The following is a 20,501-nucleotide window of genomic DNA, read 5'->3' on the forward strand; positions in this document are numbered from 1 at the left end:
CGCCGGCCGGTCCGGGACCAAGGTCCCGGACCGGATGTCTTGTGGGAACCGATTTCTCCCGACGGCCGAGCCGCCGGGGACGTCGTGCCCGGGCGTCCCCGCCACTCGGTCCCCCGCTCGGCACCGGACTGCTCCGGCCGATGGGCGCATGCGACGGGAGTCTTCGGACCCTTTTCTCCGAGCCCACGGTCCCTCCGGCCGTGCCGGAGCCGACGTGTGATTCTCGTTTCGCCGGTGCGCGGCGGGTGCCTGGACCGCTCGCGGGCGCGCGTATCCACAGCTGTGGAAAAACCTGTTGATCAGTAATTTTCGGCCCGGCCGACGACGACCTCGGCACCCGAAACGGTCCCGTCCGTCCGGTGCAGCCGCCGTTGCCCGGCGCGTCTCGCCGAGACCACGCCGGGTCGTGTACGTGCTCCACGTCTCATTGCCGATGTCGATGCGGCGGTGCAAGAGTCAGCGCGCCGACGGTCGGCGGCTCCGCTCCGGGCGCCTGCGCCGCCGGTCGAACGGGAGGTCGCGAATCCAGCCTCTCGCGGCAGCAGTTCGGAACTCGATGCCCCGCCGGACGGCGGGCCCGAAGGCAGGAGTCGTGGTCATGGTCGATGTCGCGCCGATACTGAGGACGCCGGACGCGCAGCGGCCGTATCCACCCACCCACCGCCCGAAAGGCTCGAGGATCCTCGAGGTCGTCACCTCCACCGACCACAAGGTGATCGGTGTGATGTACATCGTGGCGGCCTTCGCGTGGTTCCTCGTCGGCGGTCTCATGGCGCTGCTCATCCGGGGTGAGCTCGCCGTGCCCGGCCTGCAGTTCCTGTCGAACGAGCAGTACAACCAGCTGTTCACGATGCACGGCACGATCATGCTGCTGCTCTATGCGACCCCGGTGTTCTTCGGCTTCGCCAATTATCTTCTGCCCCTGCAGATCGGGGCGCCGGACGTGGCCTTCCCCCGGCTGAACGCGGTGGGCTTCTGGCTCTACGTCTTCGGCGGGCTCATGGCCGCGGGCGGTTTCCTCACCCCCGGCGGGGCCGCGGACTTCGGGTGGACGGCGTATGTGCCGCTGACGAATTCACTGCATTCGCCCGGAGTCGGGGCGGACCTGTGGATCCTCGGTCTCACCGTCGGCGGCCTGGGCACGATTCTCGGCGCGGTCAATCTCATCACCACCATCGTGTGCCTGCGCGCCCCCGGCATGACCATGTTCCGGATGCCCATCTTCACCTGGAACACCTTCATCGCCTCGCTGCTGATCCTGCTGATCTTCCCGCTGCTGGCCGCGGCGCTGATCGCCCTGTTCGTCGACCGGCAGTTCGGCGCTCACGTCTTCGATCCCGGCACGGGCGGTGTCATGTTGTGGCAGCACCTGTTCTGGTTCTTCGGCCATCCCGAGGTGTACGTGCTGGCGCTGCCGTTCTTCGGCATCGTCTCGGAGATCTTCCCGGTCTTCTCCCGCAAGCCGATCTTCGGTTACACCGGCCTGGTCTACGCGACCCTGGCGATCGCGGCGCTCTCGATCGCGGTGTGGGCGCACCACATGTACGCCACCGGCGCCGTGCTGCTGCCGTACTTCTCCTTCATGACGTTCCTGATCGCGGTGCCCACCGGCGTGAAGTTCTTCAACTGGATCGGCACCATGTGGAAGGGGCAGCTGACGTTCGAGTCGCCGATGCTGTTCTCGGTGGGCTTCATCGTCACCTTCCTGTTCGGCGGCCTGTCCGGCGTCATCCTCGCCAGCCCGCCGCTCGACTTCCAGCTGCACGAGTCGTATTTCGTCGTGGCGCACTTCCACTACGTGCTCTTCGGGACGATCGCCTTCGCCACCTACGCCGGCATCTACTTCTGGTTCCCGAAGATGACCGGGCGCATGCTCGACGAGCGCCTCGCCAAGTGGCACTTCTGGCTGACCTTCGCCGGTTTCCACACCACGTTCCTGGTGCAGCACTGGCTGGGCAACGAGGGCATGCCGCGTCGCTACGCCGACTACCTGCCGTCGGACGGGTTCACCACCTTGAACATCGTCTCGACCATCGGTGCCTTCGTGCTCGGCGCCTCGACCCTGCCGTTCCTGTGGAACGTGTTCAAGAGCTACCGGTACGGGCAGGTCGTCACCGTCGACGACCCGTGGGGCTACGGCAACTCCCTCGAGTGGGCGACGAGCTGCCCGCCGCCGCGGCACAACTTCACCGAGCTGCCGCGCATCCGCTCCGAACGGCCCGCGTTCGAGCTGCACTACCCGCACATGAGCGAGAAGATGCGCTCCGAGGCCCACGTGGGCTGGGGTTCGCACGCCCAGACCGCCCGCGCGCTCGAGGGGACGCGCTGACATGGAGGACGGACGCCGGTTCCGCCGGTACGCGACGCTCGGCGAGACCCGTACCCGGCCCGACCCGACGGCCCTGCTGGTCGCGATGCTGGTGCTGGCGGTGCTGCTCGCGTCCCCGTGGTGGCTGTCACCGGTCCCGGCCGTGCTGCTGATCGTCGCGGCCGCCGCCGGCACGGTCGCGGTCGGCGCCACGAGCCGCAGAACCATCGTGCCGACCCGCTGGTCGTAGCTGCACAGTCGGTCAGCCGGACCTGCCGGCCGGGCCCCGACGGTTCCCGGCGGTCCGGCTACCCTCGATGCCATGGGCAGGCAGCGGGAGCGTCGGGCCGCGGCGGGGTCCGGTCGCGGTCCGGCCGAGGGCATCCACGACATCGACACCGGCACCTGTGAACTCGTCAAGGATCGGTACCGGCCCGACGGCTGGGTGCTCGAGGTCAACGGCGTGCCCAGCTCCCACATCGATCTCACCGATCCCACGCTGCTCGAGTTCGAGTACATGCGGTGGATCGCTCACCTGCTCGAGTCGCAACGGCCGCGCGACGAACGGCTGCGGGTCCTGCACCTCGGCGGCGGGGCCTGCACGATGGCCCGCTACCTCGCCGCCACCTACCCGGACGCGCGGCAGGTGGTGGTCGAGATCGACGGCCGACTCGCCGAATTGGTGCGGGACTGGTTCGACCTGCCCCGCGCCCCGCTGCTGCGGATTCGGGTGGGGGAGGCCCGCGCGGTCCTGACCTCCCTGACCGACGCGACCCGCGACGTGATCATCCGCGACGTCTTCGCGATCAACCGCACGCCCGTCGCGCTGACCACCGTCGAGTTCACCCGGCACGCCCGCCGGGTCCTCGATGCGGGCGGTGTCTACGTCGTCAACTGCGGTGACACCCGGGATCTGACCACCGCCCGGCGGGAAGCAGCCACCATCGGCAGCGTCTTCGCGCACACCGCGATCATCGCCGATCCAGCGATGCTCAAGGGCCGGCGCTACGGCAACATCGTCATCGCCGGCAGCGACGCACCGCTCGGCGAGTCACCGGCACTCGCCCGCGAACTGCTCGGCGGCGGCGTGCCCGCCCAGGTGTGGACCGACGCGCAGGTCCGCCGGTTCGCCGCCGACGCCCGCGTCCTTCTCGACGCCGAGTGCCGCCCGGACGGCGAAGTCGCGGCCGGCTGACCTCGTCACCGGGACCGGCCCGCGGTCCAGGCGAGCAGGTCGTCGACCGGCCAGGCGTTGACCACGTCCTCGGGTTCCACCCCGCGTTCGGCGGCGCGTTCACAGCCGTACCCGATCCAGTCCAGCTGACCGGGCGCGTGCGCGTCGGTGTCGATCGCGAAGCGGCAGCCGAGATTCAGCGCCAGGTCGATCAGCCGCTCCGGCGGGTCCTGCCGCTCGGGGCGGGCGTTGATCTCCACCGCCGTGCCGTGATCGCGGCACGCCGAGAACACCGCCTCGGCGTCGAAACGCGACTCCGGGCGGGTGCCGCGACCGCCCTGCACCAGCCGGCCCGTGCAGTGCCCGAGCACGTCGACGTGTGGATTCTGCACCGCCTTCAGCATCCGCTTCGTCATGACCGACCGGTCGGCCCGCAGATTCGAGTGCACGCTGGCCACCACGATGTCGAGTTCGGCCAACAGTCCCTCGTCCTGGTCGAGCGTGCCGTCGTCGAGGATGTCCACCTCGATCCCGGTGAGAATGCGGAAGGAGCTGCCGCTGTCGGCGAAGACCCGATTGAGATCGGCGACGACTCCCAGCTGGTTGCGCAGCCGCTCGGCGGTGAGACCGTTGGCCACCTTCAGCCGGGGTGAGTGGTCGGTCAGCGCGCAGTACCGGCGTCCGAGCGCTGCGGCGGTCCGCATCATCTCGGCGATCGGGCTGCCGCCGTCCGACCAGTCCGAGTGCACGTGGAGATCGCCCTGCAGGGCCTCGAGCAGGCCCACGCCGCCGCGGCCGATCGGCTCGGCCTCCTCGCGCAGTTGTCGCAGGTAGGCGGGTACGCCGTCGGAGGATTCGCGGATCACGGTGGCGGTCTTCGGCCCGATTCCGGACAGGGCCGTCCAGCTGTCCGCCCGGCGCCTCGCGGCACGTTCGTCCGGGTCGAGCCGGGCGACGATGTCGGCGGCGTGGCGGTACGCCTTCACGCGGTAGCTCTCGGCGCGGTCGCGTTCGAGCCAGAACGCGACCTCCCGCAGGGCGTCCACCGGGTCCATGCGTCCATTCTCGCCACGGTGGTCCGTAGCGTGGGGCGCATGCGCACAAATGCGAGGTGGCGACGGACACTGGCCGGAACCGCGATGGGGGTGGCCGGCGGGACGCTGGTACTGGCCGGCGTCGCCGCCCGGGTCGCGACGCCCGCGGCCGGCCGGTTGTACACCGTCGCCGATGCGCCGAGCGCGCCGATGGTGATCGTGCCGGGTGCCCGCGTCCGGAACGGATGGCCCATGGCGATGCTGCGCGGACGCCTCGACGTGGCTGTCGCGCTGCTCGCGGACGGCCGCGCCTGCCGCGTGCTCGTCTCGGGCGACGCGGCAGGCCGCTCCGGGGACGAGATCGCGGCGATGACCGGCTATCTGGTGGAGCACGGCGTGGGACGGGAAGTGATCGCCACCGACCCGTACGGGCTCGACACATACGACACCTGCCTGCGCGCCGCGCAGGTCTACGGGGTGACGACGGCGGTGATCGCCACCCAGGGATTCCATCTGCCGCGGGCCGTCGCGCTGGGGAGGCGGGCGGGGATCGACATGGCCGGGGTGATCGCGGAGTGCGACTGCCGGCTGCGCACCCGGGTGCGCAACGTCCTGCGTGAGTATGTGCTGTCGCGTCCGAAAGCACTTGTGGAGATGTATTTTCCGCGCCCTCCGCGCGTGACGGCGACCGCGGGCGAGGCGTCGGCCGGGATCCTCGCCTAGGGTCGTCGCATGCGACCTTCAGCCCTGATCACCGGTGGCAGCCGCGGCGTCGGCGCCGCCATCGCCCGGGAACTCGCCCCCAGCCACGACCTGCTGCTCGGCGGCCGCCGCGCGGAGTCGCTCCGGGCGATCTGCGCGGAGCTTCCGCAGGCGGCCCCGTGGCCGGTCGACCTGCTCGACCACGAGGCGGTGGCCGCGGCCTGCTCGGGAATCGACCGGTTGGACGTGCTGGTGCACAACGCGGGGCTCGCCGAACTCGGGACGATCGCCGACGGCGGAATCGCGCAGTGGCGGGAGATGTTCGAGGCGAACGTGGTGGCGGTGGTGGAGCTGACGCGGCTGCTCCTGCCGGCGCTCCGGGCTGCGAAAGGCCATGTCGTGCTGCTCAATTCGGGGGCCGGGCTGAACGCGAAGGCCGGCTGGGGCGCATACGCCGCCAGCAAGTTCGCGTTGCGGGCCTTCGCCGACGTCCTGCGGCAGGAGGAACCGGCGCTGCGGGTGACGTCGGTGCATCCGGGCCGGATCGACACCGACATGCAGCGTGCGGTCGTTGAGAGCGAGGGCCGGACCTACGAACCGGAGCGCTTCCTGAAGGCGTCGACCGTGGCACTGGCGGTGGGGCAGGCCGTTCGGACCCCGTCGGACGCGCACCCGACCGAGATCGTACTGCGGCCCCGCTAGCCGTCGGCGCCGGAACGACAGCGTCGGCGTCAGAACGGCAGTGGAATCACGACCGGCGCCCCGTTCGGCAACTGGATGCGGATCTGGGGTGGCGGCGGTGGGGCAGGGGCCGGTACCGGGGCAGGGGCCGGTGCCGGAGGAGGTGGCTCCGGCGCAGGCGGTGGGGAAGGTGGTGGTGGGGGTGGCGGCGGTGGAGGCGGCGGCGGCGGTGGTTCCGGTGGCGGCGCCGGTGCCCGCGGCGCGGGCGCTGCGATCTCCTCGTCCGGCGCCGGCGGTACGGGTGCCGGTTCCGGTGCGGGCGGCGGTAGCGGGTCGGCAGCCCCGGGCGCCGGCTGCTTGGGACCGGCACCGATGGGCACCGCCAGCAGATTCCCGGTGGTGACGTCGACGACGGTCAGTTCGCCGACCGGCGCGGCTCCCGGCTGCACGACGAACAACCGCTCCTCGTCGAGGCCGGACCAGCGTTCCCCTTCGATCTCCTGACCCGAGGACAGAACGGGGGAGAGCAGGGGACTGCCCGGCGCACATCGCACGCGGGGCACTCCCCGGTCGTCGACCAGCACGACGGTTCCGGTCTCGAGGACCGACTGCACGGGCACCGCACGTCCCTCGCGGTACTCGTGATCGGTGACCCGGGTGTCCGCCCGCAGCAGCACCGGTGTCAGGGTGCGGAGGTATCCGCGGGCGTCGGCGATGTCGAACACGTCGAGCCAGGCCTCCCGCTTGACCGGGTCCTGCTCGAGCGTGCCGACGAGCCGCTCCCGGTCGCACAGCTCACGTTCGAGGCTGCCGCCGTAGAGCCCGGTCCGGTCCCCGGACACCGTCACCGGGCCACCGTCGGGCACGGGAAGCTCGGCCTGCGGTGCCGGTGGAACGGCGACCGGCACCTGATCCGGCAGGAGCAGACCGCTCCACGGATGCTCGCCCCGCGAGGTCGCCAGGTCCAGGCGAACCAGCTCGGTCCGCGACGGACCGTCCGTGGAGCATCCCCCCACGGCGAGCGCAGTCAGCGCGAGTACCATCCCGAATCCGCGCGCAGCGGTGCCGGCGGCCACCCGCCCATGGTAGGCGGAACCCCTCCGCGCCTCGGGTGCTTTCGGTCGGCTTCAGCCGTCGGACGTCAGGCGCACGCGGGCGATCCGGTGGCCGTCCAGTTCGCTCACGGTGAGACGGTGACCGTCGAGGGTGATGCTGTCGCCGAGTCGTGGCAGCCGCTGGAGACGGTGGACCACGCACCCCGCGACGGTCTCGTAGGGGCCCTTCGGCAGCCCGATCCCGGTGGCGCGTTCGAAGTCCTCGACGATCAGCAGACCGTCCACCTGCTGCGTGCCGGCCTGCGCCGGCGCGGACGGGGGCGCAGCCTGCTGGGGGGGTTCGAATTCGTCGCCGATCTCGCCGACGATCTCCTCGACGATGTCTTCGAGTGTCGCGATTCCGGCGGTGCCGCCGTACTCGTCGACGACTTGGACGATCTGGTCGTTGGTGTGTCGCATCAGCGACAGTGTCGCGAGCGCCGGTTTGGAGGCGGGCAGCGAGAGGATGGGCCGGCACACGTCGGCGACGGTCGGGGCGGTCGCCGGATCGGCGAGCAGCAGGTCACGCAGGTGCACGAAGCCCACGACGTCGTCGAGCGACGTGCCGACGACCGGATACCGGCTGTGCGCGCCTGCCAGTGCCTGTTCGCACGCCGCCGGGAGCGGGGTGTCGGCGGGCAGGAAGTCGACCTCGGTGCGCGGGCGCATCACCTCGAGCAGCGATCGCTGTCCGGCGTCGAACACCTCGGCGAGCACCGTGCGCTCGTCCTCCGGCACCGCCGAATGGCTGAGCAACAGATCGCGCAACTCCTCGTGGGTGATCTCCTCGGTCCGGCGCGCCGGATCGGCTCCGAGCAGCCGGACGAGCCCGTCCGTGGAGACCGACAACAGCCAGATCACCGGTCGCATCAGGGTGGCGAACCGGTCCAGGGCCGGTGCGGTCAGCAACGACACCCCGGTGGACCGTTGCAGGGCGATGCGCTTGGGGACAAGTTCACCGAGGACCAGGGAGAGGTAGGCGATCACCAGCGTGGTGCCGGTCAAGGCGACGGCGCTCGCCGCTGCGGCGGGCAGCCCCCACGATTCGAGCGAGGGGACGAGATCGGGGGCGATGGTGGAGGCACCGTAGGCGGCGGAGAAGAATCCGGCCACGGTGACGCCGATCTGCACCGCGGACAGGAAGCGGTTGGGGTTCTTCGCCAGCTCGGCCGTCCGGCGACCCCGCCGGCCCCGCTCCTCGAGCGCACGGATCTGGCTCTCCCGCAGAGACACCAGGGCCAGCTCGGTGCCGGCGAAGACGCCGCCGATCAGGACGAACACCAGGACCAGGAGGATGTCGGCGAACGCGGTCATGGCGGCCACCCGGGACCGTCGGCCATGTCGTGTCACCTCAGCGGGAAGACGCGGGATACGACTTCCAGTCTAGGAGAGCCCCGACTGTTCGGACACCGGCCGCACCTCGGGGCGGATGTTCCACGTGAAACAGCTCAGGAGGCGGGGACGGTCTGCATGTCCTCCTGGCTCCAGTAGGCCTTCATGCTGGTGATCCGGGCGTCGTCGTCGAACGTCATGACGTCGACGACCTCCATGACGAGGTCCTGCTCGCCGAGATGCGTGGTCAGCCGGAAGAGAAAGGCGGCGTTGCCGCCGGCGATCTTCAGGGTGAGCAGCTCGCCGGTCTGGTTGAGCGGCTCGATCATCGCGTAGAACTCGCGCAGGGCCGCCTCGGTGGTGCGCACGTCGGTGCCCACCGGGTCCTCGACCGTGGCTCCGGGAGCGTAGAGGGCGAGCACCTCGTCGGTGGTCCCCTTGGCCACCGACCTGATGTAGGACTCGACGGTGGCGCGGATCGCGGCGGGAGTGGGGGCCATGCGGAAACCTCCGTTGCTAGAACGCGTTCTAGCAACGGAGGTTAGCAGCGCACGCCGGGACTGGGAATGCCCCGGCGTGCGCCGCTGCCTCGCGGCTGTGGGCCCGAACGGCTCAGGGGCCCGGAACGACTCAGGGGCCCGGAACGGCTCAGGCGTCCGCGTCGGCGGTCGGCAGCAGCCGTTCGAGGACGTCGGCGAGGGTGATCAACCCGACCACCTGTCCGTCGTCGGTGACGGTGGCCAGGTGGTTGCGGGTCTCGCGCATGGTGCGCAGCGCCTCGTACACCGGCACCGTCGCCTCGAGCGTCAGCGCCGGGCGCATCAACTCGGCGGCGGTGATCCCCGCCGCGGCGTGCAGACTGTCCCGCACGTGCACCACCCCGTCCACATGTCCGTTGCCGCGCACGAGCAGGCGCAGGTGCCCGGTGCGCCGGGCGGTGTCCTGGATCTGCGCGGCGTCCGCGTCGGGCCGGACACTGCTCGGGCGGGCGTTGGGGCGGACGATGTCGCCGACGGTCAGCGCCTCGAGTTCGAGGGCGCTGGTCAGGTGGCCGTGGTAGCGCTCGTCGAGGGTGCCCACGGTGGCCGAGTGCTCGACCAGGTGCCGCAACGCATCCGGGTCCTGTCCGGTACCGACCTGGTCGACCGGGACGACACCGACCCGCCGCAGGCACCAGTTGGCCAGGTGGTTGAGCTGCACGATGACCGGGCGGGTGACCCACATGAACGCCCGCATCGGAAGCGCGAGCAGGGTCGCCGACTTCTCCGGGTGCGCGATCGCCCAGGACTTCGGGGCCATCTCGCCGACCACCAGGTGCAGGAACGTCACGATGATCAGCGCAAGGACGAACCCGGCGACGTCCGCCAGCCACAGCGGCGCACCCCAGTTCTCGAAGGCCGGGGTGAGCCAATGGTGCACGGCGGGCTTGGTCACCGCGCCGAGGGCCAGGGTGCACACGGTGATGCCGAGCTGGGACCCGGCGAGCAGGACCGACAGTTCCGAGGCGCTGCGCAGCGCCGCACGGGCCGAGCGGCTGTGCGGGGCGGCGTCCTCGAGGCGGTGCCGGCGCGCGGCGATGAGCGCGAACTCCACCGCGACGAAGAAGGCACTCGCCGCGATCAGGCCGACCGTCACCGCGAGCACGATCCAGGGGTTACTCATCGTCGCTCACCTCGTGATCGGTTCGTACGGTCACCAGCACCGACGCCGGCACGTGCCGGTCGATCCCACGGACCTCCGCGAGCAGCGTCCGCGTCGGGGGCGAGTTCCCGTGCGCCAGTTCGGCCGGATCGGGTTCGAGCGGGATCGCGACGGTGTCGCCGACGGCGGGCAGGCCGCCGAACTCGGCGATGACCAGCCCGGCGAGGGTCTCGAAGTCGCCCTCCGGCAGCTCGTGGCCGAGGGTGCGGGCGACCTCGTCGAGGTGCACGTCGCCGCGGATCACCCAACCCTCACCCTGACGGGTGATCACCTGTGTCTCGACGGCGGTGTCGTGTTCGTCGGCGATCTCCCCGACGAGTTCCTCGGCCATGTCCTCGACGGTGACGATGCCGGCAAAGCCGCCGTACTCGTCGACCACCAGGGCCATCTCCTCGTGCCCCTCGGTGAGCCGGGCCAGCACGTCCGGCAGCGGCAGGGTAGTGGGCACGATCACCGCGGGCCGGCACACCGCCTCGGCCGTCCCGGCCGAGGTGTCGCGTGCGAGCAGATCGTGCAGGTGCACGACCCCGCGCAGATCGTCGGCGGACTCACCGACCACCGGGTACCGGGTGTGCCCCGCGCTCATCCGTGTCAGCACCTGCGTGATCGGCTCCCCGGCCCGGACGTAGTCCACCCGCGCCCGCGGGATCATGGCGTGCTCGGCGGTGCGGGTCGGGAAGTCGAGGATCCGGTCGAGCAGCGTCGACAACTCCTTGGGCAGCTCGCCGGCCTCCCGGGATTCGGCCACGATGTGCTCGAGGTCGCGGACGGTGGCCGAGTGCTCCACGTCGTGCACCGGTTCGATCCGCAGCGCGCGCAGCAGCAGGTTCGACGAGGCGTCGAACAACTTGATCAGCCAGCCGAACAGTTTCAGATACAGCGTGGTCGACAGCGCCAGCCACCGCGCGACCGGCTCGGGCCGGGCGATGGCCAGGTTCTTCGGGAACAGCTCACCGAACACCATCTGCACCACGGTCGAGAACAGCACCGCCAGCACCGTGCCGACCGCCACTCCGACTGCGGTGGGGATCCCGACACCGCCGAGGAGTTCGCCGAGGCCGCTGCCGATGAGCGGTTCGGCGACGTAGCCGACGAGCAGGCCGGTGACCGTGATGCCCAGCTGAGCGCCGGAGAGCATGAAGGAGGTGCGGCGGGTGACCGACAGGGCGCGGGCAGCGGCAGTGTCACCGGCTTCGGCACGCGCCTTGAGCCGGGACCGGTCCACGGCCATGTAGGCGAATTCCTGGGCCACGAAATAGCCGGTCAGGGCCGTGATGGCCAGGACCACGAGGATGCCGAGTGCGATACCGAGGGCGGTCAGCACGGTCGGCTCCGATGGGCGGTGACGGGCGGGCCGTCACTCGGGGGCGGGGAGGGTCTTCGAGGTTTGCGCTTGGCGCGTCTCATGGCTCTCTCTGCGATAGACGACGAATTCCTGTCACAGAATACGACGAACCGGGCCGCGGACGAGTTCCCGCGTGCGAGGCCGACCCGGTCACAGCGTCCGGCGTCGAGGCCCGACACCCGGCGCGGATACCGCGCCGGAGCCGCCGGTAGTGCTTGGCTGTCCTGGCACACGGCCACACCACGAGGAGCCTCGATGAGCGAGACCACCACCTTCCCCCTGCCCGGGCACGCCGGCACCCTGGACGCCCGGTGCTGGTACCACGACCACCCGCGGTACGTCGTGCTGCTGTGCCACGGCTACGGCGAGCACGCCGGTCGCTACGAGTACGTGGCGACCCGGCTGGTCGCCGACGGTGCCGTGGTCTACGCCGTCGACCATGCAGGGCACGGGCTCAGCGACGGCGAACGCGTCCTGATCGAGGATTTCGAGAGGGTCGTCGACGACTTCCGCCTGCTCCACGCCAAAGCCCGCAGCGAGCATCCCGGCCTGCCCGTGGTGCTCGTCGGGCACTCGATGGGCGGGATGATCGCCGCCCGGTACGCGCAGCGCTACGGCTCCGAACTCGCCGCGGTGGTCCTGTCCGGCCCGGTGCTGGGCCGCTGGCCCGCGCTCGAAGCGATGCTCGCGGCGGAGGAGATCCCGGACGCCCCCATCGACCCGTCGACGCTGTCACGCGATCCGGAGGTGGGCCGCGCATACGTGGAGGATCCGCTCGTGTGGCACGGCCCGTTCAAGCGGCCGACCGTCGAGGCGCTGCAGTACTGTCTCGACGCGATCACCGCCGCCGGTGCTGTCGGCGACGTGCCCGTGCTGTGGCTGCACGGCGAGGACGACCTGCTCGTCCCGATCGCGGGCAGTCGCGAGGGCTGGGCCACGTTTGCCGGACCGCGGTCGACGTCGAAGGTGTATCCCGGTGCGCGGCACGAGATCTTCAACGAGACCAACCGCGACGAGGTGCTCGACGACGTGGTCGATTTCGTGCGTGGTGTCCTTCCGGATCGGAGGTGATCCGGAAGGACACCGTGTCACAGCGCGTCAGCGCACCGTGTCACAGCGCGTCAGCGCACCGTGTCACAGCGCGTCAGCGCACCGTGTCACAGCGCGTCAGCGCACCGTGTCACAGCGCGTCAGCGCACCACGTTCACCATCTTGCCCGGCACGACGATCACCTTCCGGGGCGCCGCACCCTCGAGGAGAGCGGTGATCTTCTCGTCCGCGAGGGCGGCGGCCTCGATCGCCTCCCGAGCCGCGTCCGCCGGCACGGTGATGCGGCTGCGCACCTTGCCGTTGACCTGGATCGGGTACTCGACCGTGTCCTCGACGAGCCACTTCTCGTCCGCGACGGGGAAGGGGCCGTGCGCGAGCGACTCGGTGTGCCCGAGCCGGGACCACAGTTCCTCGGCGAGGTGCGGGGCGACGGGCGCCAGCATGAGCACGAGCGGTTCCACCGCCGTCCGCGGCGCACCGTCCGGGTACGCCTTGGTGAGGTGGTTGGTGTACTCGATCAGCTTGGCGATGGCAGTGTTGTCGCGCAGGCCCGCGTAGTCGTCGGACACCCCCGCGATCGCCTTGTTGAGGGCGCGCAGGGTCTCGTCGGTCGGCTCGGCGTCGGTGACCCGCAGCGTGCCGGTCTCCTCGTCGATCGCGGCTCGCCACACCCGCTGCAGGAACCGCTGCGCGCCGACGACGTCCTTGGTCGCCCACGGCCGGGACTGGTCCAGCGGGCCCATCGACATCTCGTACACCCGCAGCGTGTCGGCGCCGTAGTCGTCGCAGATCTGGTCCGGCCCGACGGAGTTCTTCAGGGACTTGCCCATCTTGCCGTACTCGCGGTGCACTTCCTCGCCCTGGTAGAGGAACTTCCCGTCGCGCTCCTCGACCTCCTCGGCGGGCACGTACACGCCACGCGAATCGGTGTAGGCGTACGCCTGGATGTAGCCCTGGTTGAACAGACGCCGGTACGGCTCGGACGAGGTGACATAGCCGAGGTCGAACAGCACCTTGTGCCAGAACCGCGCGTAGAGCAGGTGCAGCACGGCGTGCTCGACACCGCCGACGTACAGGTCGACGCCGCCGGGGTCGTGCGGACCGTGGATCTGCGGACGCGGACCGGTCCAGTACGCCTCGTTCTCCTTGGCGCAGAACTCGTCGCTGTTCGTCGGGTCGATGTAGCGGAGCTGGTACCACGAGCTGCCGGCCCACTGCGGCATCACGTTGGTGTCGCGCGTGTAGTGCTGCAGCCCGTCACCGAGGTCGAGCTCGACGTTCACCCACTCCTCGGCCTTGGCCAGCGGCGGCGACGGCTCCGAGCTCGCGTCCTCGGGATCGAACGACACCGGCGCGTAGTCCTCGACGTCCGGAAGTTCCACCGGCAGAGCCGATTCCGGCAGGGCGTGCGGGTTGCCGTCGGCGTCGTAGACGATGGGGAACGGCTCGCCCCAATACCGCTGTCGCGCGAACAGCCAGTCCCGCAGCTTGTACTGGATGGTGCCGGTGCCCGCGCCGGACTCCTCGAGCGTCGCGATGATCGCCTTCTTCGCGTCCGCGACGCTCAGCCCGTTCAGCTCACCGGAGTTCACGAGGGTTCCGTCGCCGGTGTACGCCTCTTGCGAGATATCGCCGCCCGCAATCACTTCCACGATCGGCAGACCGAACTCGGTGGCGAACTCCCAGTCGCGCTGATCGTGACCGGGCACGGCCATGATCGCGCCCGTGCCGTACCCGGTGAGCACGTAGTCCGCGATGAACACCGGCAGCGCCTGCCCGTTCACCGGGTTGACGGCGTAGGCGCCGAGGAAGACGCCGGTCTTCTCCTTGCTCTCCTGCCGCTCGAGATCGGACTTCGCGGCGATCGACGCCCGGTAGCCGGCGACGGCCTCGGCCGGGGTGGCAGCGCCACCGGTCCAGCGCTCGTCGACCCCCTCCGGCCACGCGCCCGCGACGATCTCGTCGACGAGCGCGTGCTCGGGCGCCAGCGTGACGTAGGTGGCGCCGAACAGAGTGTCGGGGCGGGTGGTGAACACCTCGATGTCGTGGCCGGTCTTTGCATCGCCCGCGCCCCGCACCGCGAACTTCACCTGCGCCCCGTGCGAGCGCCCGATCCAGTTGCGCTGCATGGTCTTGACCTTCTCGGGCCAGTCCAGGTACTCGAGGTCGTCGATGAGCCGGTCGGAGTAGGCGGTGATCCGCATCATCCACTGCTGCAGGTGCTTGCGGAACACCGGGAAGTTGCCGCGCTCGGAGCGGCCGTCGGCGGTGACCTCCTCGTTGGCCAGCACCGTGCCCAGACCCGGGCACCAGTTGACGAGGGAGTCCGAGCGGTACACCAGCCGGTACTCGTCGAGGGCGGCGAGCCGCTCGGCCTTCGACAGCGACGCCCAGTCGCGTCCGTCCGCGAGCGTGCGGGTGCCGGCGTCGAGCTCGGCGGCGAGCTCGTCGATGCGGCGCGCCCGGTTCTGCTCCGGGTCGTACCAGGCGTTGTAGATGGTCAGGAAGATCCACTGGGTCCAGTGGTAGAACTCGACGTCCGTCGTCGCGACCGAGCGGCGCTCGTCGTGGCCCAGCCCCAGCCGGCGCAGCTGCCGCTGCATGTTCTCGATGTTGGCCTCGGTCGTGGTGCGCGGGTGCGTGCCGGTCTGCACCGCGTACTGCTCGGCCGGCAGTCCGAACGCGTCGTAGCCGAGCGTGTGCAGGACGTTGTGGCCCAGCATGCGGTGATACCGGGCGTAGACGTCGGTGGCGATGTAACCGAGCGGATGCCCGACGTGCAGGCCGGACCCCGAGGGGTAGGGGAACATGTCCTGCACGAACAGCTTGTCGTCGGGGACGTCGCCGGCGAGCGGGCCGACCGGGTTCGGCGCGTTGAACGTGCCACGCTCGCGCCACTGATCCTGCCACCGCTGCTCGATCCGACCGGCGAGATCGGCGGTGTATCGGTGCTGCGGGGTGGCGTCGGACGACGAGGTGGAGGGCTGCACAGGACGAGTCACGGTGGTCGCTATCTACTTGGCTGACGTCGGTTACCTCCGACCAGGGTAGAGCGTGGCCTGCCCCGGCCCGACCAGCGGCTGCGTCTCCCACGTATCCTCGAGGGGTGTTGATCGTCGCCCTCGTACTGTTCGTGCTCTCTCTCGTCGTCGCCGGGGTCGCCGCCGCGGGTCTGACCGGACGGCTGCCGCGCAACCGCTGGGCGGGTGTGCGTACTGCGGAGGCCCTGCGCGACGAGAAGACGTTCGCCCTGGCCAACAAGGTCGCCGCTCCCAGCCAGCTCGGTGCGGCGGGCCTGCTCGTCCTCGGCGGCGTGGGCGCGCTCACGCTCGACACTGTCCCGGGCCTGATCGCCGTCGTGGGCGCCGGTATCGCCGCCTTCTTCACCGCCGGTGTCGGCGGTTCCATCGGTGCCCGCGTCGCGGCCGCCAGCGTGCCGGCCGAGACCGCCGGCTGCGGCACGTCGTGCGGGGCGTGCAGCCTGCGCGGCGCCTGCGAGCCGACCGCCTGAGCAAGGCCACCGCCTGAGCGCAGCGGCAGGCGCAGCGACACCGCCCGAGCGCAGCGGCAGGCGCAGCGACACCGCCCGAGCGCAAGGATCTGCGGGAGGGTTCCCGAGCGCGCGTTCGGGCGCGATACTGACAGGGTGACCCCGGCACTGGCCGGCGCCCGATTGAGGTCCACGATCCGCGATGCGGCCGCCGCGGCGACGGACTCGACCGAGTTCCGGGAGGTCGTCCTGGACGCGATCCGCGCCCGGGTGCCCTACGACGGTGTCTGCCTGGCCACCATCGATCCCGCCGTGCTGATCCCCACCGCGCTGACGACTCGCGGTTACGAGACACCGCGGGTGTACGCGACGGCCCTGGAACTCGAGTACGGTCCCGATCCGGAGCCGAGCCGCTTCGGCTCGCTGGTGGGGCGGGCGGTCCCCATCCGCACCCTCCGGGAGGTGACGGGCGACCATGTGACGAGCAGCCGCCACTACGCCGACCTGCTCGCGCCGAGCGGCCTGCACGACGAAGTCCGCATGCTCTTCCGCGGTCGCGACGGCGCGTGCTGGGGCGCGTGCACGATGGCCAGGCGGCCGGGTTCTGAGTTCGCCGACGAGGAACTCGACACTCTGGGCGCTGTCCTCGTCGACATCGGGGAAGGGTTGCGCACCACGTTGTTCCGTAGCAGCGCGCATGTCCCGGCCCCGGGCCCGGACGGCCCGGCGGTGGCGATCGTCGGACCCGACGACGAGTTCGAGTCGGTCACCGCTTCCGCCCTCGAGTACTTCGAACGACTCGGCTGGGGCCCGCGCGGCAATCCCGAGACCGGTGCGCCCGCGGTGTCTGCAGCATTGTGGCTGCGGCGCTCGGGGGCGGATGCCACCGTCCTGCGGGCCCGTACCCTCGACGGGGAATGGCTCGTGATCCGCGTCGGACGATTCGACAGCGAGCATCCGCCCCGGCGGGTGCTGATGACCGTGGAACGGGCGCAGCTACCCGAGATCGTCACCCTGGTGGCGGCGGCACACGGACTGACGCGGCGTGAGTCCGAGGTTCTCGCCTTGCTTCTCGCCGGCAAGACCCGTCACGAGATCGCCCGCTCGCTGGGCATCAGCCCGTACACCGTGCAGGACCATCTGAAGGCGGTGTTCGCCAAGACCGGCGTCAACAGCCGCGCGACCCTGGTCGCCAAGCTCGCACAAACCGAGTACGTGCCCCGTCTGGGCACCCCCGTCGGCGCCGACGGCTTCTTCGAGCAGCCGCAGCAGCCGGACCCGGTGAACTGAAGCCGGCGCCTCGGGGGCGGCCGTCACCCCCAGCGGCGTACGCGCTGGTAGCGCGGGTTCCACCAGAAGCGGTGGACGAGCCGCAGCGGCACGGGCAATTCGCTCAGCACCCGGCGCGCCTGCTCGGGGGTGGCGCCCTCGACGACGTACGGCCCCAGCTGCGCGATGTCGCTGTAGGCAAGTTCCTTCACCGAGGCCTTGGAGAGCGCGCGCCATTCCGGGACGGTGATCACCTCCCGGATGAGCGGGAACGCGTCGCGCTCCTCGTGCGCGAGGTGCGACCGCAGCAGTCCGACGAGGTCGTCGATGCGATGAGGCACCTGCTCCGGCCCGTGCTCCCGATCGTCGAACGCCGCCTCGAGCGCGGCGAGCGTCGGATCGATAAGAGAGTGCTCGGCCTCCATGTCGTCGAGCACCGCGAGATCGTCCGGCCGGTCGGCGAGTTTGCGGCGCATCAGCGGCCAGATGTGCGTGTCCTCGATCCGGTGATGGTGGTGCAGTTCCCGGCTGAAACCGTGCCAGCCGACCAGCAGCGCATCGTGGACCTCGTCGGTCTCGGTGCCGTAGGTCTGTGCCACGTTCGCCAGGCGTCCGACGTCGCGCCGGAACGCCGCGTGCAGCAATGTCATCACGTCCATGTCGTCGTCGGTCAGGGCAGTGGACTTGGTGGTGGTCATGTCGGCCTCGATCCTGTCGTGCTCGAGTTCTCTCTACGAGCCTGCAGCCCCGGGCACAGGCCCTCAATCCCCCGTTCGTGGGGGTGGTCGACGACGCCGTTTCCTACGCTGGGGCCGTGACCACCCGCCGCGTGATCGACCCCGCCGGGGCCCTGTTCGGACTGGGCCTGCCCCTCGTCGCCGCCGCGGCGACACTGCTGCTGACCCGGGTGTGGGAATCGCGGCTGCCCCCGCGGATCGCGACGCACTGGTCCGGGTCCGCACCGGACGGATTCTCGGACCCGGTCTCGTTCTCGTGGACGATGGCGCTGGTGATCCTGCTGGTCGGCGGCGGCTGCAGCGCGATCGCGGCGCTGGCCCCCGCGATGCTGCTGATGCGCCGCTACATGCTGGTGCTCGGTCTCTGCGTGACCGGCCTGCTGTCCACCCTGGGTGCGACGGTGCTCGCGAGCCAACTGGACACCCCGGCCGAACAGGCACGGCTGCCGATGTGGAGTATCGGCGCGGGCGTCGCGCTCGGCGTCGCCGTCGGGGTGCTCGGCGCGTCCCGGTTGCGGGATCACCGGGTCCGGCGGCCGGCAACCGGCCGCCCGGATCCGGCGCTGCCGCGGGGGCCGGTCGAGCTGCCGATCGTCGAGCAGGTCGGTACCGGGACGCGCACCACTGTGGCGCTCGCGGCGCTGGTGGTGGCACCTGCCGTCGTCGTGTGCGGTGCGGCGCGCAGCTGGTGGCCGCTGGCGATCTTCCTGCCGGTCGCCGCGCTCGTGCTGAGCCTGCTGCGCTTCCGCGTCGTCGTCGACGGCGCGGGCGTGCGGGTGCAGAACCTGGGAATGACGGCGGTGGACTACGACCTCGACGAGATCGTCGGCGCGAGGGTCGCGCACGTGCGTCCCTTCCAGGACTGGGGTGGGTGGGGACTGCGCACCAAGGGGCGGGGCCGGTACGGCCTCGTCACGATCACGGGTCCCGCGCTGGTGCTCATCGTCGCCGGCGGGCAGGAGTTCACCGTCACCGCGGCGCAGGCGGAACGCATGGCCGGCGCGCTGAACGCGCTCGCCGACCGTCGCTGACCGACCGCAGCGGATGCCGCTTCCCGAACACGCCGCAAGTCCGCGGCCGATCCGGTCTAATGGGAGCGATTGCCGACGAGTACAGCGATAGCCGACGAGTACGGAGGCCGACGTGAGCCATCGGAAGCGGTTGCACCCGGACGGAGTCCTCGCACCGGCGTACACCGGGCGCCTCGACAGCGAGCCGGTTCCGGCGCTACGGTTGCCGGCGCACTCGATGGACCCGGCGGAGGCGTACCGGTACATCCACGACGAACTGATGCTCGACGGCAGTTCGCGGCTGAACCTCGCCACATTCGTCACCACGTGGATGGAGCCGCAGGCCGGCGTGCTCATGGCCGAGACGTTCGACAAGAACCTCATCGACAAGGACGAGTATCCGGCGACGTCGGCGATGGAGGAGCGCTGCGTGGCGATGGTCGCCGAGCTGTTCCACGCGCCGGGCCTGTCCGACGTCGACCCGGGTACGGCGACGGGCGTGTCCACGATCGGCTCGAGCGAGGCGGTGATGCTCGCCGGGCTGGCGCTCAAATGGCGCTGGCGGGCCCGGCGGCAGGCCGCGGGACAGGACACAGCACGCCCGAACCTGGTGCTGGGCAGCAACGTTCAGGTGGTGTGGGAGAAGTTCTGCCGCTACTTCGACGTGGAGGCGAAGTATCTGCCGATGGAACCCGGACGGTACGTCGTCACCCCGGAGCAGGTGCGAGAGGCGGTGGACGAGAACACGATCGGGGTGGTCGCGATCCTCGGCACGACGTACACCGGTGAGCTGGAGCCGGTCGCCGAGATCGCCGCCACGCTCGACGACGTGGCCGCCTCGGGAGGTCCCGACGTGCCGCTGCACGTGGATGCGGCCAGTGGGGGCTTCGTCGTGCCGTTCCTGCAGCCGAAACTGAAGTGGGACTTCCGGGTGCCGCGCGTGGTGTCGATCAACGTCAGCGGCCACAAGTACGGACTGACCTATCCGGGCATCGGATTCGTGGTGTGGCGCGACAAGGAACACCTGCCCGAGGACCTGGTCTTCCGGGTCAACTATCTCGGCGGCGACATGCCCACCTTCACCCTGAACTTCTCGCGGCCGGGAAACCAGATCGTCGGCCAGTACTACAACTTCCTGCGGCTCGGCCGCGACGGGTATCGCCGGGTGATGGAGACGCTGCGCTCCACCGCCAGCCGCCTGGCCGAGCAGCTCGCCGGGCTGGAGGGGATGCGCGTGATCTCCGACGGTACCGCCATCCCGGTGATCGCATTCGAGCTGACCGGCGATCCGGGGTTCACCGTGTTCGACATCTCGCACGAGCTGCGGGCGGGCGGCTGGCAGGTGCCCGCGTACACCATGCCGGCCGACGCCGAGGAGGTTGCGGTCCTGCGGATCGTGGTCCGGGAGGGGTTCAGTGCCGACCTCGCGCGACAGCTGTTCGCCGACATCGAACGGGTGTGTACCGAATTGCGCAAGGAGGGTCCGCTCCGGCACTCCAGCGAGCAGCACTTCGCGCACTGAACTCTCACTTCGCGCACTGAACTCTCACTTCGCGCACCGGGCCCTCACTTCG

At 70.5% G+C, this 20,501-nt stretch carries 18 protein-coding genes; 10 read left to right on the plus strand and 8 right to left on the minus strand.

What is annotated here, in order from left to right:
- Positions 1 to 598 precede the first annotated feature (598 nt).
- The 3 genes from ctaD (at position 599) to AC2IPW_RS24930 (ending at position 3,503) form a co-directional block, all read left to right on the plus strand.
- Positions 599 to 2,329, plus strand: a complete 1,731-nt coding sequence (gene ctaD / locus AC2IPW_RS24920; RefSeq protein WP_486375943.1) for an aa3-type cytochrome oxidase subunit I — start codon at positions 599 to 601, stop codon at positions 2,327 to 2,329.
- Position 2,330: 1 nt separating this feature from the next.
- Positions 2,331 to 2,558: a hypothetical protein gene (locus tag AC2IPW_RS24925; protein ID WP_054370770.1), complete on the plus strand. Its 228-nt coding sequence runs from the start codon at positions 2,331 to 2,333 to the stop codon at positions 2,556 to 2,558.
- A 72-nt stretch (positions 2,559 to 2,630) separates the two neighbouring features.
- A complete protein-coding gene (locus AC2IPW_RS24930) occupies positions 2,631 to 3,503 on the plus strand; it encodes a spermidine synthase (protein ID WP_416062285.1) in 873 nt (290 codons plus the stop codon).
- A gap of 5 nt (positions 3,504 to 3,508) precedes the next feature.
- Here AC2IPW_RS24930 and AC2IPW_RS24935 read toward each other — a convergent pair whose 3' ends face one another.
- A complete protein-coding gene (locus tag AC2IPW_RS24935; protein WP_450121841.1) occupies positions 3,509 to 4,537 on the minus strand; it encodes a PHP domain-containing protein in 1,029 nt (342 codons plus the stop codon).
- A gap of 39 nt (positions 4,538 to 4,576) precedes the next feature.
- Between AC2IPW_RS24935 and AC2IPW_RS24940 the strand changes: the two genes are divergently transcribed.
- Both AC2IPW_RS24940 and AC2IPW_RS24945 read left to right on the plus strand, forming a co-directional pair.
- A complete protein-coding gene (locus AC2IPW_RS24940) occupies positions 4,577 to 5,239 on the plus strand; it encodes a SanA/YdcF family protein (RefSeq protein ID WP_486375944.1) in 663 nt (220 codons plus the stop codon).
- A 9-nt stretch (positions 5,240 to 5,248) separates the two neighbouring features.
- Positions 5,249 to 5,920, plus strand: a complete 672-nt coding sequence (locus AC2IPW_RS24945; protein WP_486375945.1) for an SDR family oxidoreductase — start codon at positions 5,249 to 5,251, stop codon at positions 5,918 to 5,920.
- Between the two features lie 29 nt (positions 5,921 to 5,949).
- Here the strand turns inward: AC2IPW_RS24945 and AC2IPW_RS24950 are convergent, their stop codons facing one another.
- The 5 genes from AC2IPW_RS24950 to AC2IPW_RS24970 form a co-directional block, all read right to left on the minus strand.
- Positions 5,950 to 6,975, minus strand: coding sequence for a DUF6777 domain-containing protein (locus AC2IPW_RS24950; protein WP_486375946.1), 1,026 nt, complete (start codon positions 6,973 to 6,975; stop codon positions 5,950 to 5,952).
- A 51-nt stretch (positions 6,976 to 7,026) separates the two neighbouring features.
- A complete protein-coding gene (locus AC2IPW_RS24955) occupies positions 7,027 to 8,307 on the minus strand; it encodes a hemolysin family protein (protein ID WP_486375947.1) in 1,281 nt (426 codons plus the stop codon).
- A gap of 134 nt (positions 8,308 to 8,441) precedes the next feature.
- The gene (locus AC2IPW_RS24960) at positions 8,442 to 8,825 is read right to left on the minus strand and encodes a nuclear transport factor 2 family protein (RefSeq protein WP_416062290.1); all 384 of its coding nucleotides are present in this window, start codon (positions 8,823 to 8,825) and stop codon (positions 8,442 to 8,444) included.
- A 148-nt stretch (positions 8,826 to 8,973) separates the two neighbouring features.
- Positions 8,974 to 9,987 (minus strand): hemolysin family protein, encoded by a 1,014-nt coding sequence (locus AC2IPW_RS24965; protein WP_486375948.1) that lies wholly within the window; start codon positions 9,985 to 9,987, stop codon positions 8,974 to 8,976.
- Entirely contained in the window at positions 9,980 to 11,350 is a 1,371-nt protein-coding gene (locus AC2IPW_RS24970; protein WP_486375949.1) for a hemolysin family protein, read from the minus strand. The genes AC2IPW_RS24965 and AC2IPW_RS24970 overlap by 8 nt, the downstream gene beginning before the upstream one ends.
- A 276-nt stretch (positions 11,351 to 11,626) precedes the next feature.
- Here AC2IPW_RS24970 and AC2IPW_RS24975 point away from each other — a divergent pair, with 276 nt between their 5' ends.
- Positions 11,627 to 12,442 carry an alpha/beta hydrolase gene (locus AC2IPW_RS24975; protein ID WP_003936687.1) on the plus strand — a complete coding sequence of 272 codons (816 nt, stop codon included), beginning with the start codon at positions 11,627 to 11,629 and terminating at the stop codon, positions 12,440 to 12,442.
- A 119-nt stretch (positions 12,443 to 12,561) separates the two neighbouring features.
- Here the strand turns inward: AC2IPW_RS24975 and leuS are convergent, their stop codons facing one another.
- A complete protein-coding gene (gene leuS / locus AC2IPW_RS24980; RefSeq protein ID WP_486375950.1) occupies positions 12,562 to 15,423 on the minus strand; it encodes a leucine--tRNA ligase in 2,862 nt (953 codons plus the stop codon).
- 104 nt (positions 15,424 to 15,527) lie between these two features.
- Between leuS and AC2IPW_RS24985 the strand changes: the two genes are divergently transcribed.
- Both AC2IPW_RS24985 and AC2IPW_RS24990 read left to right on the plus strand, forming a co-directional pair.
- A complete protein-coding gene (locus AC2IPW_RS24985) occupies positions 15,528 to 15,932 on the plus strand; it encodes an SdpI family protein (protein WP_486375951.1) in 405 nt (134 codons plus the stop codon).
- A gap of 135 nt (positions 15,933 to 16,067) precedes the next feature.
- Positions 16,068 to 17,201, plus strand: a complete 1,134-nt coding sequence (locus AC2IPW_RS24990) for a response regulator transcription factor (RefSeq protein ID WP_119700235.1) — start codon at positions 16,068 to 16,070, stop codon at positions 17,199 to 17,201.
- Between the two features lie 23 nt (positions 17,202 to 17,224).
- On the opposite strand, the gene AC2IPW_RS24995 is transcribed toward AC2IPW_RS24990, so the two are convergent.
- Positions 17,225 to 17,878, minus strand: a complete 654-nt coding sequence (locus tag AC2IPW_RS24995) for a hemerythrin domain-containing protein (RefSeq protein WP_119700236.1) — start codon at positions 17,876 to 17,878, stop codon at positions 17,225 to 17,227.
- A 116-nt stretch (positions 17,879 to 17,994) separates the two neighbouring features.
- Here AC2IPW_RS24995 and AC2IPW_RS25000 point away from each other — a divergent pair, with 116 nt between their 5' ends.
- Together AC2IPW_RS25000 and gad are read left to right on the plus strand one after the other, a co-directional pair.
- Positions 17,995 to 18,948: a DUF1648 domain-containing protein gene (locus AC2IPW_RS25000; protein WP_486375952.1), complete on the plus strand. Its 954-nt coding sequence runs from the start codon at positions 17,995 to 17,997 to the stop codon at positions 18,946 to 18,948.
- Between the two features lie 112 nt (positions 18,949 to 19,060).
- Positions 19,061 to 20,449 (plus strand): glutamate decarboxylase, encoded by a 1,389-nt coding sequence (gene gad / locus AC2IPW_RS25005; protein WP_486375953.1) that lies wholly within the window; start codon positions 19,061 to 19,063, stop codon positions 20,447 to 20,449.
- Positions 20,450 to 20,501: the final 52 nt, after the last annotated feature.

The organism is Rhodococcus sp. NS-SX18 (assembly GCF_057367935.1).

What these genes read in the sequence shown, in the direction of transcription:
- ctaD (WP_486375943.1), top strand. Translation starts at nt 599, where the DNA reads ATGGTCGATGTCGCGCCGATACTGAGGACGCCGGACGCGCAGCGGCCG.
- AC2IPW_RS24925 (WP_054370770.1), top strand. Translation starts at nt 2,331, where the DNA reads ATGGAGGACGGACGCCGGTTCCGCCGGTACGCGACGCTCGGCGAGACC.
- AC2IPW_RS24930 (WP_416062285.1), top strand. Translation starts at nt 2,631, where the DNA reads ATGGGCAGGCAGCGGGAGCGTCGGGCCGCGGCGGGGTCCGGTCGCGGT.
- AC2IPW_RS24935 (WP_450121841.1), bottom strand. Translation starts at nt 4,537, where the DNA reads ATGGACCCGGTGGACGCCCTGCGGGAGGTCGCGTTCTGGCTCGAACGC.
- AC2IPW_RS24940 (WP_486375944.1), top strand. Translation starts at nt 4,577, where the DNA reads ATGCGCACAAATGCGAGGTGGCGACGGACACTGGCCGGAACCGCGATG.
- AC2IPW_RS24945 (WP_486375945.1), top strand. Translation starts at nt 5,249, where the DNA reads ATGCGACCTTCAGCCCTGATCACCGGTGGCAGCCGCGGCGTCGGCGCC.
- AC2IPW_RS24955 (WP_486375947.1), bottom strand. Translation starts at nt 8,307, where the DNA reads ATGACCGCGTTCGCCGACATCCTCCTGGTCCTGGTGTTCGTCCTGATC.
- AC2IPW_RS24960 (WP_416062290.1), bottom strand. Translation starts at nt 8,825, where the DNA reads ATGGCCCCCACTCCCGCCGCGATCCGCGCCACCGTCGAGTCCTACATC.
- AC2IPW_RS24965 (WP_486375948.1), bottom strand. Translation starts at nt 9,987, where the DNA reads ATGAGTAACCCCTGGATCGTGCTCGCGGTGACGGTCGGCCTGATCGCG.
- AC2IPW_RS24975 (WP_003936687.1), top strand. Translation starts at nt 11,627, where the DNA reads ATGAGCGAGACCACCACCTTCCCCCTGCCCGGGCACGCCGGCACCCTG.
- AC2IPW_RS24995 (WP_119700236.1), bottom strand. Translation starts at nt 17,878, where the DNA reads ATGACCACCACCAAGTCCACTGCCCTGACCGACGACGACATGGACGTG.